Origin of the sequence: Duncaniella freteri (assembly GCF_004766125.1) — a bacterium.
GTDB classification, from domain to species: Bacteria; Bacteroidota; Bacteroidia; order Bacteroidales; family Muribaculaceae; genus Duncaniella; species Duncaniella freteri.
On sequence record NZ_SJSA01000002.1, the window covers coordinates 1,107,596 to 1,120,360 of the forward strand.

The following is a 12,765-nucleotide window of genomic DNA, read 5'->3' on the forward strand; positions in this document are numbered from 1 at the left end:
CTTTTGCCTTTTGTGTTTAGGTTATACGGATTTAGCGAACCCGATTTTAATTCTCACATGTCGCATAACCGGGACTGCAACATTCTTGATTACGAACTCTACCAGGCTGGTGCTTGCGACATCCTGCTCCGGGTCTATCTCAACTTTGTAGCCGCTAAGTTCCCCGGCTCGTTCCATAGCCTCGAGGGCTTGGTTTGCCACAGTTTCCAAATGCGCCACGGTATAGCTTGCCAACTGTCCGGTGGAAGCGTCAACATATACGTTGCCGCCGAGTTCCGGCTTTACGTATGTGCGTATGCCGCGCACAGCCTTATCCATAGTTCGCACGCTCTCAATGGCTGCGTAGTCGCTGATTGCGGAGTCCATTGTGTGGCTGTCATTCATATAGCTTCCGGCTTGCCCGGTATGAGTGATAAAGAACAGATAACGCGCCGTGTCAAGTGTCTCGAGCAATGCTTTATCCACATCGCGCAACAGTGTACCGTCACCGAAAGCCGGGAGACTTACACCGGTGGGGAACTCTTTGATCCATGCAATACACTGGTGAACCTTTGCGCTGCTAAGCAAGCCCATAACGACACCCAGACCGCTGACGCTTGCTTTCCCGGTGTTGGTCTTGTCGTTAAACAGGTCTGCTCCTTTGCCGCTTCCTGCCTGACCTATCACCACGCTGACGCGGCTTTTATTCTCACCCGCAAGGTTAACCGGCATTGTGTTGAGCGTGCCCACTTTCGGGGCGTACACGACAGACAGTTCCGCCTCCTCCCCGGCAAGTGCGTCCGCGACACCCTGCAGGGCCGTGAGGTCGTCACCGCTAAGGGTGCGGTCGCCACACCATACGCCGATCTGACGGATACGGCCGGCCGCAAAGTTCTGCACTGTCTTAAGCTCGGCGAATGTCTGGGACTCACCCTGCGGCTTCTCGAAGATCGCCACATACAGGCTTACAGCCGGGTTAATTCGGTAAAGTTCGCTGAGCTGATAGTGAAGCACACGCACGCCCCAGCTTGCTGCATCCTCCTTAATACCCGCAGCCTCCGCCGCGTCAATGGTGCTGAGTGGCTGCACGTGGTCGGTTTTGAACGCGGCCGGAATATCTGCCGCCGGAAGATAGACCACAAAACCGGTTATATGGTCCTCACCGGGCAGAGACTTGGGGACATTGCCGTTCTGTCTCTGTATATTCAGACTTGTTGCCATTACGCTTCCACTTTTAAGGGTACTGCCGAAAATCCCAGACTTTTGCCGTGGTTTCGGGCGTCAGTTTCCTGTTTGAAACACTGGCCGTCGGCTGTCACCCATACTGCCGGGAGACTGTGACGCCGGCACGCTGCTTTACCCACAGCAGTAAGGGCGTCAGTTTCCGCCTTTGCTTTGGCGCGGGCTGCTTTCAGTTTTGCGACCAGTTCCGGCTCGGGCTGGTTCTTGCCTTTGCCTGACTTTTTCGCCGAAGCTGTCTCTAAGGTTGCCGCGACGTGTGCCATCTCCTCCGCAGTGACGGCGCCGGCTTCATTAATCGTTGCCAGATTTTCCGCTGCGATTTCGGCTGTGGTCTTTTCTTTTGTTTCGTTGCTCATATCTTTTTACGTTTTAGATTATATATTTTCCACCCTGCTACTGACAGGATCAGAACTGCAGCCAATATCAGGGTGGCGACTTTCAACCGTTCCCACAGGCTCGGGGCTTTGGTAGCTGTTACCGTCACTTCGTCAAGCGTGCCGCCGTCAATGGTCTGCACCGCTTCGGTTTCGGTCTCGGCTTTCTCCTCGGCGGTAATATCTGCCGCCTCATTACTCTGCTGCTCCTCGCCGTGGGTCTGCCGGATCTTGGCTTTTAACGGTCTTTGTCCGGTGTCCGGGTCGGGTTGCTTTTCAGTGTCGTAGACCTCAATCTCCGTAACCGTCAGCCCCCGGGTTTGGGTCTCCCTCGTCAGGGTCGCCTCTTGGTGTTGGGTGTGCACCTCGCAACCTTTGGCGCTCGTCGTCACATGCTCCGTTGTTTCCGTCCTGGTGTGCTCCGCGACCTTTCGGTGTGAGCAGCAGCTCGAATTTGACAGGGCAGCTATCAATATGACGACAGCCCCAAATGCGCTCCAGTGCGTTGTTGAGTCTTTGCACATCTTTGCGTAAGTTAGTTATTTCGGCTTTGAGCGGCGGCACAATACTTTCCATCAGTATGTCCGCAGCCTTTCGCACGTTTTCAAGCTCATTGCTTTTGACCTCTGCGAGCTTATTATTCATTTCAGCCCTCAGCGTCTTAAGTTCAATGCGGTATTTAGTGCGCTCCAGTTTGCGGCCAACCCATGCCCCTACGGGACCAGATACCGCCGCAACAAGCGCCGATACTATGATTGTTATTATTTCGCCGCTCATTCATTGTTCCAATGCTTTGTCGGCTGCGCTCGGCATAGCCGGAGCAAGCTCCGCTCTGCTCTCACTGGCACGACAATTCATATTGTTACTGTTTAATACCCACTTTTGTGAGCCATTTTTTTACATCGAAGCCGGGGCACGGTTTATTAGCAAATTCGTTATGACCGTGAACAGTAGCGCCGGGGTATTTCTTGAGAAGTTCTTTAACCAACTTTACAAGCGTAGCCTCTTGTGCCGGGGTTCGTGTGTCCTTCCCGATATTTTGCCAATTCGGGGTCTTACGTGGCGGACATCCGCCAACGTAACACACACCGATTGACCGCGTATTATGTCCGGTGCAATGCGCTCCGGCCACTGCCTCGGACCGCCCGGGGCGGATTTCCCCGTTTAGTCCGATAACATAGTGGTAGCCTATATCAGAAAAGCCACGCGCCAAATGGCTTGCTTTTATCCGGGTATTTGAAAACTCCTCACCCTCCGGCGTTGCCGTATAGTGCAGAATGATTTCATCGACCTTGCGCTTTCCGGGTGTCGCGCCCATAGCTGCAAGTGTCTGCGCTCCGGCTATTCCGTCAGCCGTTAACCCCTTACGCTTCTGAAACTCTTTGACGGCTTCCTCGGTCAACGGTCCGAAAATACCGTCAGGTATGAGGTTTAACCGCTGTTGCAGGGCTTTTACCTCCGCGCCTCTGCTTCCTTGTTTCAGTGTAGCCATAGGTTTTTTACGCTTTTGCGCTGACTATTGCCATACGACAATTGGTCTCAGACAAAGGCAGACAAATGCCGTACTGGTCAAAGTTAACGAGGTTGCGGTGGTTCTGAGGGTCGTTCTCGGCTTTACTCCAGTAGAATGTTGTTGAGCCTGCGGCTTTCATCATTCTGCCGGCATAGAACGCAACGGAGCTCTGCGAGTCGGTCGCACCGGGAACAGCACCCCATGCAAGTTTTTTACCTGCCGAGTTGTAATAGGGTGTGCCGTCATATTCGTAAATGTCAAAACCATACAGGCGGCCGATTTTGCCCTCGGTCTGGTTAATGTTGTAATGGTCTTTGAAACGCTGCTCTGTCTGGAGCAGGTCGTTCACATGGTCGGAACAGAGCACCAGCACGCGATCCTGCTTGGGTATACCCATTTTGTCAAAGCTCCTTTTGACTGCCAAAAGGTCAGCCGAAGTCATGAGCTTGCGACCCTCTACAGCTTCGCCGGTAGTGAAAAGCACAGGCACGCCGGTTTTATTCTCATCCGGGGCAATGGCGTGTATTGCACGCTGACCGAACGCCTCGACCAATACATCGCGGTGGCGTTCCTGAACGCTTGCCATTTTGTCGTAACTGATAGCGTGCAGCTCATCATTGGTCACAGGGGTTGCCTCGGTTGTGAACTTGTCAAGACTCACAGGCTTGTCCGCATCCTCCAGAGCAGTAACAGGAATTGGGTAGGTGGTATTATTTACAAGCACCGTGGGGTCACCGCCGATTTCAACGAAGTGGATAACGTCGTTATTTACATACTGGTTATAACTGCGGATTCTTGCAAGCCAGCCCCACGACTCCAGGGCGGTGCGGAACTGTTTGATCTGCTCACCGGTCCATATCTCTTTGAGGACACCGGCACGGAATGAACCCGCGGGGGCTGCCTGACCTAATGCAAGTGCCAGAACATTGCCGGCGATTGCTCCGGTTTCAGGGGCGCAGCCGATTGCCACAGCACAGGTAGCGCCGGCGGCGGCATTGAACGCAACGGCCATAATCATGCAGCTGACTATGCCGAGCAGCTTCTTAAAAAAATTGCTTTTCGATTTCATTGCTGTTGTTGATTGTGTTTATAGGGTTTATTTATTCGCTTAGGGGCGGGCAGTCTACGCCGTACTCTTCTTTATACAGGCGCATATATTCCGCGGGCTGGTCTTTGCGGAGTGCAATGAGTTCGCTCTGCGGCACTTCGCTTAACTTGGTGTATTTCTTAGGCTGTTCACCTGCACCGGGGGCACTCTGTTTGTTCAGGTTCAGTGTGTCGGTGGGCTTCTGCTGTCCGGGCATAGCCTTGAATGTGTCTGCGAGCATTTCTGCGCCGGCGGCTTTACCGAGCTTAATGTAATGTTCACGCTGCGCCGCTAAAATCTTTCTGTCGGCAATAGCCTGATCCACGTACTGAGTTACGGACGCAAGCTGCAAAGTTTCGGCGCTGTCCGCCTTGGTTTTCATCAGCTGGAGCGCGGCTGTTACCTGCTCGTCGGACGCATCCTCGGGAAGTCCTAAGAGGATTAACTGGTCTTTGTTCATCGCTGTTTTTATTATTTTATTATTGTTATTGATTTCCTCCCCTCGCCGGGTTCATTCTCCGGCGCGGGCTTGGGTTCGTTCAGTTTCAAGAGCGGAAGTGTCGGGGCATCCTCACCGGCGGCGAGCTTCAACTGCTTGCCGTCTGCTCCACAGAGTTGCAGGGCTTCATCATTGCCGCCAATATCCACAATGCTAACCTCGATAAGTTTGCACCGTGTCACCGTTGCACGTGTCTGCCCTTCCAATGCTAAAGCCGGGTCTGGGTTCACTTCGGTAGGCTCCAGGGCTGCCGAAGCCATGCGCAAAAATCCGCTTTCCCATTTGCTCTCTATCTTCCGGGCAAATTCATCGTTTTGGTCAAATATCGGGGTGCCTATCAGCTTCCCCTCCTCAACTCTGAGGTTGTCAATTTTGCCGATAGGCATTGACTGACCGTCGAAAGCACGGCGGTGCATCCATAGCAAAACCGGGTTGCGCTTGAACTGCTCCAGGTCTATGCCCGAAGTCAGCACACGCGTGCCGTAGCTGTTTACTGCCTCAGTTGAGATTATTACTTCTTTCATTGTAGTTGTCTCGTTTCACTTATCGTGCTTGCCACGCTTTGTATTTTAAAATATTAACTCTCGCAAAGAAAATGCCCGGGGCACTTAGGGGCTTGGTCCGGAGGTGGTGGGTGTGTCCCCTGTGCCCGGGGCGGTTGTCCTAATCTTTTTTACCTTGGTGGCGGAGGCAGGACTCGAACCTGCGACCTTTGGGGAATGAGCCCAATGAGCTACCGGCTGCTCTACTCCGCTAATCGGCTTGCCGCTTTGCTATGCAAAGAATGTATTTAAGTCGTTCAGCGGTGCAAAGTTGAGCATTGTTCACAACCCTAACAAAAAGAGTGTAAAAGTTTTACACTCTTTTTTACCATAGCACTTTTTTACCCCAACTTTGCAGTGTGAATTATCGTGCAAACCGAACGCAGAGCGGAGTTTACTCCTGCTATGCTGAGGTGCCGCCGATAATGCGAAATATCGAAAACGCCCCCGCAGTGTGGGTGTTAACTTAAATTCTCGGTTTATTATGAATGGCAACTAAAACCAAAAAGGAACGCGAACAGCAACGCGAACACGCGCGCCTCCTATATATGCAGGGGGAGCCTCAGAAGTCTATTGCTGAAAAAGTCGGCGTATCTGCTCAGACTGTCACAAAATGGGTTGCGGAGGGTGGCTGGGAACAGGCACGAGCCGCCGCCAACATTACGAGACAGGAACTGGTTAATAAAATTTTTAACTCCATAAATGTGTTACTGGAGGATTTGGCAAATGACCCCAGCCCGGAGAAAACAGCCGCCAGCGCTGACAAACTTGTGAAGTTTGCCGCCACTGTTGAACGCCTCGACAAAAAAACTTCCGTGGTTGACATTATAGAGGTATTTATGGCTTTCAGCAAATGGCTGCAATATCGTATGAGCTTCGACCCGAATGTCACCCCGGAACTGCTCAAAACCATTAACCATTATCACGACCTTTTCATCTCTGAAAAATTAAAAGAGTCTTTCTAAAGTATGACAAAAGCGGAATTAAAAAAAGCGATTGAGGAATGGAAACAGCACTGCGAAACGGTGCAGGCTGCCACTTCCATTAACATCATAGAATCGCCGGCACAGCGTCTCGCGCGCATTGCCCGGCTGCGCTCTGATTATACCGCTTTCGTTGATTACTATTTCCCACACTGGACTATTAACCCCGAAACCGGGAAAGCTACCCCTTGCGCTAAATTCCACATTGACGCGGCCAATAAGATAAAAGCCAACCGAAACCTCAAAGCCGGTTTTGTCTGGCATCGTGGTGCGGCTAAGTCTACCAATATGGACGTATTTGTCCCTATGTGGCTAATGTGTCAGGAACGCCGCGAAATTAACGTTATGGTCATCGTCGGCAAGTCTGAGGATAACGCTAAAACTCTGTTGGGTGACATTCAGGCGGAGTTACAGTACAACCAGCGTTATATTGCCGATTTCGGGGAACAGTACAACGCCGGATCCTGGGAGGAGGGAGAATTTGTAACGCAGACGGAAGTCGCATTTTTTGCCCGTGGTCGCGGTCAGTCTCCGCGTGGTCTGCGCTACCGCTCACACCGTCCGGATTACATCGTTATTGACGACCTCGACGACGACGAACTGGTGGAAAGTCCGGCGCGTGTCTCTAAGCTGTTCGACTGGGTGCGCTCGGCTCTGTTCGGTACTCTCGACGGTGGGCGCGGCCGCTTCTTTATGGTCGGTAATATGATTGCCAAAAATTCAGTGCTGGCGAAGTGGTGCGATATTAAGAGCGTACACGTTACCCGTGTAAACATCTACGACAAAAACGGCGATATTTCCTGGGCTGCCAAATGGACCCCGGAGGAAGTGCAGGCAATTGCCGACGTCGCCGGTTATCGTGCATTTCAAAAAGAATACATGAATAACCCGATAATTGAGGGTGCAGTGTTCCGCAACGAGTGGATCCGCTGGGGTAAGCGCCCTGCCTGGTCTAAGTTCTCGGAAATTGTGCTTTATATCGACCCCAGTTTCAAAGGCTCAAACAAAAATGACTTTAAGGCGGCGAAACTCTGGGGGAAAGCCGGGACTCAGCTCTGGCACCTCCGTGCTTTTGTCCGTCAGTGCTCCGTTGCCGAAATGGTACGCTGGTGTTACGACCTTTACGAATGGGCGCGCGCTCAGGGTATCGCCGTGCGCTGGTACATGGAGGCGAATTTTATGCAGGACACCATCCTCGATGAATTTATGCGAGAGGGTGAACTTCGCGGCTACCAGCTCCCAATGACCGGCGACAAGCGCAAAAAGCCTGACAAGTTCCAGCGCGTTGAAGCTGTTTCGCCACTGTGGGAGCGTGGGTTCGTCTATTACGACGAGAGCCAGCGAGACGACCCCGATATGCTCGCCGGCATCGACCAGACCCTCGCATTTGAAAAGGGTATGCGCGGACACGACGACGCACCGGACGCCGACGAGGGCGCTATATGGATTTTACAGAGAGATACCCGACAAAAGAAAATTGTTTCATCCACTTCAATAGGGTTGCGACCTAACGCAAAAAATGTATCATGGTAATATTTGAATACTTCCGCGCCCTCCTGTTCGACTGGCGCAAAAAACGCGCGATCCGTGAAGCTCAGCGCTCCGCTGACCTCCACCGTAAAAAATTCCTGGTGCTTGTGCTTCATGGGCGCCCGGTCTGCGTATCTATGCAGGGCGTTAAAAAAATGATCCGGCAAAAGCGCCTCCCCGGCCTGACTGCCGAAAAAGCCCGCGAAATTGCAATTTATGAAGCTATGCCCAAAACTTCCGGCCTATGTTCCTGACTCTTGACGACTACCGGGGCGTGTGCGACGAATACGAGCTCAAGCAGATAACACAGAACGAAGAAACACGCCTGACCGCCGAAGCCGCCGCCCTGGAGCAAATCGGTTCTTATCTGCGTTATCGCTACGATATGACCCGGGTATTTGCTTCTGAGGGCTCAGAGCGTAACGCTATGCTCGTACAGTGCGCCGTAAATATTTCCCTTTGGCTAATGGTTCACCGTCTCCCTCAGAATATGGGACACGAACGCCGGGAATGTCTCTATAACGACGCTATCAAATGGCTTCGCGATATTCAAGCCGGCAAAGCCTCCCCCGACTTACCTCTCTATGAGAGTGAGGACGGGGACGACGCACGCAACCCGGTGCGCTACGGCTCTATGAAACCAAACAGATACGACTATTAAACACCCGTTAAATACCGTTTAACCCATGTTTAAGCTGTGTGCTAAAATTGAGATAACCGGCGAGCGCTGCTGGGACATCGGCTTTGTCTCGGCGGTGGAGATTGTACGCGACACTGAGAAGCTCACAGCCGAAGCCAAAATAACACTCCCTAAAAAAATGAAGTGGAACGGCTCGGCTGAAATTCCTGTGCATCGTGGCGACTCCGTGCGTATTTATCTGGGATATAACGGTAATTTACAGCTTGCTTTTGTGGGTTATGTCCGTGACGTAGGCTTCAAAACTCCGGTTGTCATTACCTGCGAGGATGATATGTTCAAACTCAAACAAATGCCGGCACAGAAAAAAGCCTACCGCTCTGTTACTATTGAAACGCTTCTTAAGGATCAGGGCATAACTTACCGGCTCAATGTTATGGGCGAACAGTCGCTCGGTGCTTATCGTGTCACCGCTGACACTGTGGCCGCTTTGCTCGGAAGATTATCAGAACAGGGCATCCGCTCATTTTTCCGATATGAGAACGGCGAGCCGGTTCTTTACTGTGGCGTGCTCTTTGACCGCGACAGTACTCCCTCGCAAGTGTTCCGCTCCGGGCTTAACATCATTTCAGACCAGAGCCTCCAGCAGCAAAAGGCTGAAAATATGCGCCTGCGCGTTAAGGCGGTCAGCCTTATGCCGGATAATAAAAAAATCAAAGTTGAGGTCGGCGACGCCGACGGCGAACACCGCACGCTCCACACCTACAACAAAACCGAAAGCGAGTTAAAGGCGTGGGCCGAACAGGAAATTAAACGCCTTAAACGCGACGGCCTCACCGGCTCTTTTACGACTTTCGGGGCTTCGCTTGTTGACTGCCTCGACGCTATCGGGCTAATTATCGACGGCAAAAAAGCCGGAGTCTATCAGGTCAAAAAGAATGTAATTAAATACGGCACGTCCGGCTACCGTCAGGAAATAACGCTCGGGCTGCGTGTCGGCGACTAAATAAACAGTTATGGCAGATTTACGAAATATCATCAGAGAACTGGCAAAGACCGACGGCGAGACTGTCGCGCTGGTCTGCACCGTGGACGCCGTGGACGAAAAAGCCCGCACAATCGACTGCACCCCGCTTAATGAGGGCGCCCCGTTGCTCGGTGTCAATCTACAAGCAAATCAGGGCGCGAATTACGGCTTTTGGCTTTATCCGGAAGTTGGCAGTTTTGTTATTGTCGGCTTCGTCGCAGACGGTGCCGCCGGGGTGGTTCTGAGCACTGAGAAAATAAAACAGGCCGAAGTCGTCATCGGTGACACCTCCGCCGTCATGGACGCTGACGGCTGCCGTATTAAACCGCCAATATGTCCGCCAACATCAACGCCGACAATATAATTTTTAACGGTGGCAAACTCAACGGCCTTGTTAAAATCGACGACCTCACAAAGCGGCTTAACACAATCGAAAACGAGATTAACAAGTTAAAGGGTATTATGGCCGGTTGGGTCCCTGTTGCTCAGGACGGCGGCGCAGCTCTTAAAACTGCCGCTGCCGACTGGAGCGCCGACACCCTTTTGCTGACAAAGCGCAGTGATTACGAAAACGAAAAAATTAAGCAATGAACGGACTGCAAATAGACACAACAACCGGCGACCTCCTTGTCGCACCCTCCGGCGCGCTCATCGCCCCGGCTGACTCTTTCATTGCTGAATTTGTCATCCCGCTCCCTCCGCGGCGACATCAAGGAACACCCCCTCCTCGGTGCAGAAGCGCCCCTAATGCTCGCCGGCACTCCCGACCCGTTCTGGCCGGGCAACACTAAAAAAATGCTGCAAGCCTGCGGCCTCCCTGTCTCTAACCTCACACTATCCCCCGACGGGGTGGTTATAATCTCTTAGCCTATGCAGTTTATTGTTTCAGACCGTCAAACACTCCTCGACGCCGCAGTTATCGCGCTTGGCTCGGTCGCCGGTGTGTTCGCCCTCGCTCAGCGCAACGACATCAGTATAACGGCCACACTCGCCGACGGCCTCCCGCTCATCTTTGAGCTCGAGGACGTTGTGGCCCCGGCTGTCCGCTCGGCCTATGCCGTGCAACACATCAGCCCTGCCACCGACATACCCCGCGCCGATTATCTGGAGTTGCTCTACCAGACCGGAACACGCGCGCCCGCCTGTCGCCCAGAAGTTCGACCCCGATAACGTCGGCATTGTGGTTGACAAAATCGACGAAGTGATCGCCGACCTTAACGCCGGCCGACCGCTCAACATTCAGAGCAAAAACGAACTTACACGAATTTTTCAGGACCCTTTCGACGAGGTGTTCTCTTAACTCTTTTAATCCCTCAAAATGGAACCACTCACCCAAAACGACCTCAAGCAGCTTGACACGGCCGCGCTGCTGCTTCAAGCTCAGGCCATACGCGACGCGGTGGCCGCTAAAACCGTGTCGGCCCGTCAGGTTGGCGAGCTGTTCTGCGGCCTCATTGAAGCCTGCGACGACATCAACGCTGCCGTCAGCCTCTTTTTATCGGTCAACCTCCCGGAGATTTTGGCCGACATCGACAAACGGCTCGCCGGGGCTGACACTGCCGCAGCCGACACACGCGCGGAGCTCCAAAAGTCCGAAGCCGCCCGCGCCCGTATCGACTCGCTCATCTCCCAGCTATCCGGCCAGAGCCTCGCGGCTCCGCTCCGTGTTGACATCATCAGCGCGCCCCGTACTGTAACGCTCGCCAATCCCGTGCGCCAGCAGATACGCGCCCGCCTGTTCCCAGCTTCGGCCTCGGCTCTGTCCTCTGCATGGGCGACCACCAAGCCCTCGACGTTTCGCCCGACGGCTTCATCACCCCGCTGCGTCTCGGCCGCTCTTATGTCAATGCCGTGGCTACCTCCGACACATCGGTTTACAAAACACTTTGCATCGATGTTGTGCCACCGCGTTGCCGTCTCACGGCCTCCGGCGCGCTACGTCTCGACGGCAAAGGTAATTTAAGACTCACATAATGGCAACCGAAACACGACATATAAACTACAAAAGCGACTTTGTCCTCCGTGAGCGCTTCCGCGACGCTGCCGGCAAAATCGTGCCACTCCCCGACGGGGTGGACTTTGTGCTGACATATACAGTTAAGCACGGCCATACTTTCACGGCCTCGCGCTCCGGTGACGCTTATAAAAATTGCCTGCCCGACGGTGACGCCCTGCTTGTCATTTTCAAGGATCACGGCTTATGTGAGGGCACGCTGCGCCGTGAACTGCATTTGCAGCTAATTAACGACCTTATGCCCGACGGCCTGCAAAATGTATATTACCCCGCCGACCCCGGCGTAGAGCTCTGGCAGTTCGCCACCGACTCCCCGGCGTCGTGGAGTGCGACCTGTTGGCGGCATACACCCGCGCGGCCTGCCGTTCACTTATGAGGATTTCACGCACGCCGGAGCAGTTGGCCGCCCTCAAAGGCGACAAGGGCGACCCGTTCACATGGGCCGACTTTACCCCCACACAGATTGAGATCCTGAAAAAGCCGGCGACCGAAGCCGCCGACCTCGCCAACACAGCAGCCAAAAAAGCAGACACCGCCGCAAATGAGGTGCGCGAACAGGCGCAAAAACTTGCCGACACATCGTCCGAAGCGGTCAAGACTTGCAATGCTGCCACCCAAGCCTCAAAAGCCGCCACAGGGCCGCAGAAACAGCCACAGAGAACGCCCGCAACGCTGCCACGGCAACCAATGCCGAGCGTGAGCTTACAGAACAGAGCCGCCAACGCCTCGAAGCCGTGCCCGACCGTGCCGAACAGGTAGCCGCGCCAATTCCCGACGGGCTGCGCGTCATCAGCCCGGGCGTTGTCACTCTTGGCAACGACGTGCCCCAATATATCCGCGCCCGGGTGCTTCCCGCCGGTGCGCTTCAAAATGTAATTTTTCAGGCTTTCGGCGGAGCTGCCGGAGTGGAGCCCGACGGGCGTGTGCTGCCATTCCGCCCGGGTGTCGCCCAGGTGCATGTTATCCCCACGCTCGGCACTCGCTTTTACCAGACTGTTGAGCTGCGCGTTGTCGCTCCCTCCCTGCGTCTGCGTCGGCCCCCGGGCGCGCTCCGCCTCGACTCTGCCGGCAATATTCGTTTAACTTGACATTTCACCGCAATGGCTAATTTTTTAGATAACATCCGCGACTATTTCAGCCGCCCCACACGCTCCCAGCTTCAGACGCTGGCGCGCCGCCGTCGCCTCCAAAAAGGGGGTGCAGATTTCGGCAATGCTCCAGCAGCAGTCCGACTCGCGACCCTGACAAAAGGACATTGCCGACTGGCGAGCCGCTAACCAAATGGCTATCGACTACGAAAACCCAAACCGTTGCCGCCTTTATGATATTTACGCCGAT

20 protein-coding genes and 1 tRNA gene are annotated in these 12,765 nt (G+C 53.8%); 11 read left to right on the plus strand and 10 right to left on the minus strand.

Annotated elements, in window-relative coordinates:
* Positions 1-21: 21 nt before the first annotated feature.
* The 9 genes from EZ315_RS15155 to EZ315_RS15195 form a co-directional block, all read right to left on the minus strand.
* Positions 22-1,200 carry a DUF2586 family protein gene (locus EZ315_RS15155; protein WP_135469434.1) on the minus strand — a complete coding sequence of 393 codons (1,179 nt, stop codon included), beginning with the start codon at positions 1,198-1,200 and terminating at the stop codon, positions 22-24.
* Complete coding sequence (locus EZ315_RS15160) at positions 1,200-1,577, minus strand: hypothetical protein (RefSeq protein WP_135469437.1); 378 nt, start codon at positions 1,575-1,577, stop codon at positions 1,200-1,202. Before EZ315_RS15160 ends, EZ315_RS15155 begins: the two co-directional genes overlap by 1 nt.
* Positions 1,574-1,960 (minus strand): hypothetical protein, encoded by a 387-nt coding sequence (locus EZ315_RS15165; RefSeq protein ID WP_135469439.1) that lies wholly within the window; start codon positions 1,958-1,960, stop codon positions 1,574-1,576. Before EZ315_RS15165 ends, EZ315_RS15160 begins: the two co-directional genes overlap by 4 nt.
* Positions 1,887-2,372, minus strand: a complete 486-nt coding sequence (locus tag EZ315_RS15170; RefSeq protein WP_175577975.1) for a hypothetical protein — start codon at positions 2,370-2,372, stop codon at positions 1,887-1,889. The genes EZ315_RS15165 and EZ315_RS15170 overlap by 74 nt, the downstream gene beginning before the upstream one ends.
* 85 nt (positions 2,373-2,457) lie before the next feature.
* Positions 2,458-3,087 carry a peptidoglycan recognition protein family protein gene (locus EZ315_RS15175; RefSeq protein ID WP_135471546.1) on the minus strand — a complete coding sequence of 210 codons (630 nt, stop codon included), beginning with the start codon at positions 3,085-3,087 and terminating at the stop codon, positions 2,458-2,460.
* A 7-nt stretch (positions 3,088-3,094) separates the two neighbouring features.
* Positions 3,095-4,177 (minus strand): hypothetical protein, encoded by a 1,083-nt coding sequence (locus EZ315_RS15180; protein WP_135469442.1) that lies wholly within the window; start codon positions 4,175-4,177, stop codon positions 3,095-3,097.
* Positions 4,178-4,208: 31 nt separating this feature from the next.
* The gene (locus EZ315_RS16770; RefSeq protein WP_242452624.1) at positions 4,209-4,655 is read right to left on the minus strand and encodes a phage protease; all 447 of its coding nucleotides are present in this window, start codon (positions 4,653-4,655) and stop codon (positions 4,209-4,211) included.
* 11 nt (positions 4,656-4,666) lie between these two features.
* Positions 4,667-5,218 (minus strand): hypothetical protein, encoded by a 552-nt coding sequence (locus EZ315_RS16775; protein WP_242452625.1) that lies wholly within the window; start codon positions 5,216-5,218, stop codon positions 4,667-4,669.
* 155 nt (positions 5,219-5,373) lie between these two features.
* Positions 5,374-5,449 (minus strand) — tRNA-Met (locus EZ315_RS15195).
* Positions 5,450-5,724: 275 nt separating this feature from the next.
* On the opposite strand from EZ315_RS15195, the gene EZ315_RS15200 reads away from it, so the two are divergent.
* From EZ315_RS15200 to EZ315_RS15230, 7 genes are read left to right on the plus strand one after another with little or no spacing between them, the layout of a single operon-like run.
* Positions 5,725-6,201, plus strand: a complete 477-nt coding sequence (locus EZ315_RS15200) for a terminase gpP N-terminus-related DNA-binding protein (RefSeq protein WP_135469447.1) — start codon at positions 5,725-5,727, stop codon at positions 6,199-6,201.
* A 3-nt stretch (positions 6,202-6,204) separates the two neighbouring features.
* On the plus strand, positions 6,205-7,752 hold the full coding sequence (locus EZ315_RS15205) for a hypothetical protein (protein WP_135469450.1): 1,548 nt from the start codon (positions 6,205-6,207) through the stop codon (positions 7,750-7,752).
* Positions 7,746-8,003, plus strand: a complete 258-nt coding sequence (locus tag EZ315_RS15210; RefSeq protein WP_135469453.1) for a hypothetical protein — start codon at positions 7,746-7,748, stop codon at positions 8,001-8,003. Before EZ315_RS15205 ends, EZ315_RS15210 begins: the two co-directional genes overlap by 7 nt.
* Positions 7,994-8,410, plus strand: coding sequence for a phage protein Gp36 family protein (locus EZ315_RS15215; protein ID WP_135469456.1), 417 nt, complete (start codon positions 7,994-7,996; stop codon positions 8,408-8,410). Before EZ315_RS15210 ends, EZ315_RS15215 begins: the two co-directional genes overlap by 10 nt.
* Positions 8,411-8,435: 25 nt before the next feature.
* Entirely contained in the window at positions 8,436-9,392 is a 957-nt protein-coding gene (locus EZ315_RS15220) for a hypothetical protein (RefSeq protein WP_135469459.1), read from the plus strand.
* 10 nt (positions 9,393-9,402) lie between these two features.
* The gene (locus tag EZ315_RS15225) at positions 9,403-9,777 is read left to right on the plus strand and encodes a hypothetical protein (RefSeq protein WP_135472802.1); all 375 of its coding nucleotides are present in this window, start codon (positions 9,403-9,405) and stop codon (positions 9,775-9,777) included.
* Positions 9,747-10,004 (plus strand): hypothetical protein, encoded by a 258-nt coding sequence (locus EZ315_RS15230; protein WP_135472803.1) that lies wholly within the window; start codon positions 9,747-9,749, stop codon positions 10,002-10,004. The genes EZ315_RS15225 and EZ315_RS15230 overlap by 31 nt, the downstream gene beginning before the upstream one ends.
* 294 nt (positions 10,005-10,298) lie before the next feature.
* On the opposite strand, the gene EZ315_RS15235 is transcribed toward EZ315_RS15230, so the two are convergent.
* The gene (locus EZ315_RS15235) at positions 10,299-10,592 is read right to left on the minus strand and encodes a hypothetical protein (RefSeq protein WP_135472804.1); all 294 of its coding nucleotides are present in this window, start codon (positions 10,590-10,592) and stop codon (positions 10,299-10,301) included.
* Positions 10,593-10,731: 139 nt separating this feature from the next.
* Here EZ315_RS15235 and EZ315_RS15240 point away from each other — a divergent pair, with 139 nt between their 5' ends.
* From EZ315_RS15240 to EZ315_RS16435, 4 genes are all read left to right on the plus strand, one after another.
* Positions 10,732-11,376: a hypothetical protein gene (locus EZ315_RS15240; RefSeq protein WP_135472805.1), complete on the plus strand. Its 645-nt coding sequence runs from the start codon at positions 10,732-10,734 to the stop codon at positions 11,374-11,376.
* Positions 11,377-11,386: 10 nt separating this feature from the next.
* Positions 11,387-11,803, plus strand: a complete 417-nt coding sequence (locus EZ315_RS15245; protein ID WP_135472806.1) for a hypothetical protein — start codon at positions 11,387-11,389, stop codon at positions 11,801-11,803.
* A gap of 223 nt (positions 11,804-12,026) precedes the next feature.
* Positions 12,027-12,515: a hypothetical protein gene (locus EZ315_RS15250; protein ID WP_135472807.1), complete on the plus strand. Its 489-nt coding sequence runs from the start codon at positions 12,027-12,029 to the stop codon at positions 12,513-12,515.
* A gap of 12 nt (positions 12,516-12,527) precedes the next feature.
* Complete coding sequence (locus tag EZ315_RS16435) at positions 12,528-12,704, plus strand: hypothetical protein (protein ID WP_170957573.1); 177 nt, start codon at positions 12,528-12,530, stop codon at positions 12,702-12,704.
* Positions 12,705-12,765 lie beyond the last annotated feature (61 nt).

What these genes read in the sequence shown, in the direction of transcription:
- EZ315_RS15155 (WP_135469434.1), bottom strand. Translation starts at nt 1,200, where the DNA reads ATGGCAACAAGTCTGAATATACAGAGACAGAACGGCAATGTCCCCAAG.
- EZ315_RS15160 (WP_135469437.1), bottom strand. Translation starts at nt 1,577, where the DNA reads ATGAGCAACGAAACAAAAGAAAAGACCACAGCCGAAATCGCAGCGGAA.
- EZ315_RS15170 (WP_175577975.1), bottom strand. Translation starts at nt 2,372, where the DNA reads ATGAGCGGCGAAATAATAACAATCATAGTATCGGCGCTTGTTGCGGCG.
- EZ315_RS15175 (WP_135471546.1), bottom strand. Translation starts at nt 3,087, where the DNA reads ATGGCTACACTGAAACAAGGAAGCAGAGGCGCGGAGGTAAAAGCCCTG.
- EZ315_RS15180 (WP_135469442.1), bottom strand. Translation starts at nt 4,177, where the DNA reads ATGAAATCGAAAAGCAATTTTTTTAAGAAGCTGCTCGGCATAGTCAGC.
- EZ315_RS16770 (WP_242452624.1), bottom strand. Translation starts at nt 4,655, where the DNA reads ATGAACAAAGACCAGTTAATCCTCTTAGGACTTCCCGAGGATGCGTCC.
- EZ315_RS16775 (WP_242452625.1), bottom strand. Translation starts at nt 5,218, where the DNA reads ATGAAAGAAGTAATAATCTCAACTGAGGCAGTAAACAGCTACGGCACG.
- EZ315_RS15200 (WP_135469447.1), top strand. Translation starts at nt 5,725, where the DNA reads ATGGCAACTAAAACCAAAAAGGAACGCGAACAGCAACGCGAACACGCG.
- EZ315_RS15205 (WP_135469450.1), top strand. Translation starts at nt 6,205, where the DNA reads ATGACAAAAGCGGAATTAAAAAAAGCGATTGAGGAATGGAAACAGCAC.
- EZ315_RS15210 (WP_135469453.1), top strand. Translation starts at nt 7,746, where the DNA reads ATGGTAATATTTGAATACTTCCGCGCCCTCCTGTTCGACTGGCGCAAA.
- EZ315_RS15215 (WP_135469456.1), top strand. Translation starts at nt 7,994, where the DNA reads ATGTTCCTGACTCTTGACGACTACCGGGGCGTGTGCGACGAATACGAG.
- EZ315_RS15220 (WP_135469459.1), top strand. Translation starts at nt 8,436, where the DNA reads ATGTTTAAGCTGTGTGCTAAAATTGAGATAACCGGCGAGCGCTGCTGG.
- EZ315_RS15225 (WP_135472802.1), top strand. Translation starts at nt 9,403, where the DNA reads ATGGCAGATTTACGAAATATCATCAGAGAACTGGCAAAGACCGACGGC.
- EZ315_RS15230 (WP_135472803.1), top strand. Translation starts at nt 9,747, where the DNA reads ATGTCCGCCAACATCAACGCCGACAATATAATTTTTAACGGTGGCAAA.
- EZ315_RS15235 (WP_135472804.1), bottom strand. Translation starts at nt 10,592, where the DNA reads ATGCCGACGTTATCGGGGTCGAACTTCTGGGCGACAGGCGGGCGCGCG.
- EZ315_RS15240 (WP_135472805.1), top strand. Translation starts at nt 10,732, where the DNA reads ATGGAACCACTCACCCAAAACGACCTCAAGCAGCTTGACACGGCCGCG.
- EZ315_RS15245 (WP_135472806.1), top strand. Translation starts at nt 11,387, where the DNA reads ATGGCAACCGAAACACGACATATAAACTACAAAAGCGACTTTGTCCTC.
- EZ315_RS16435 (WP_170957573.1), top strand. Translation starts at nt 12,528, where the DNA reads ATGGCTAATTTTTTAGATAACATCCGCGACTATTTCAGCCGCCCCACA.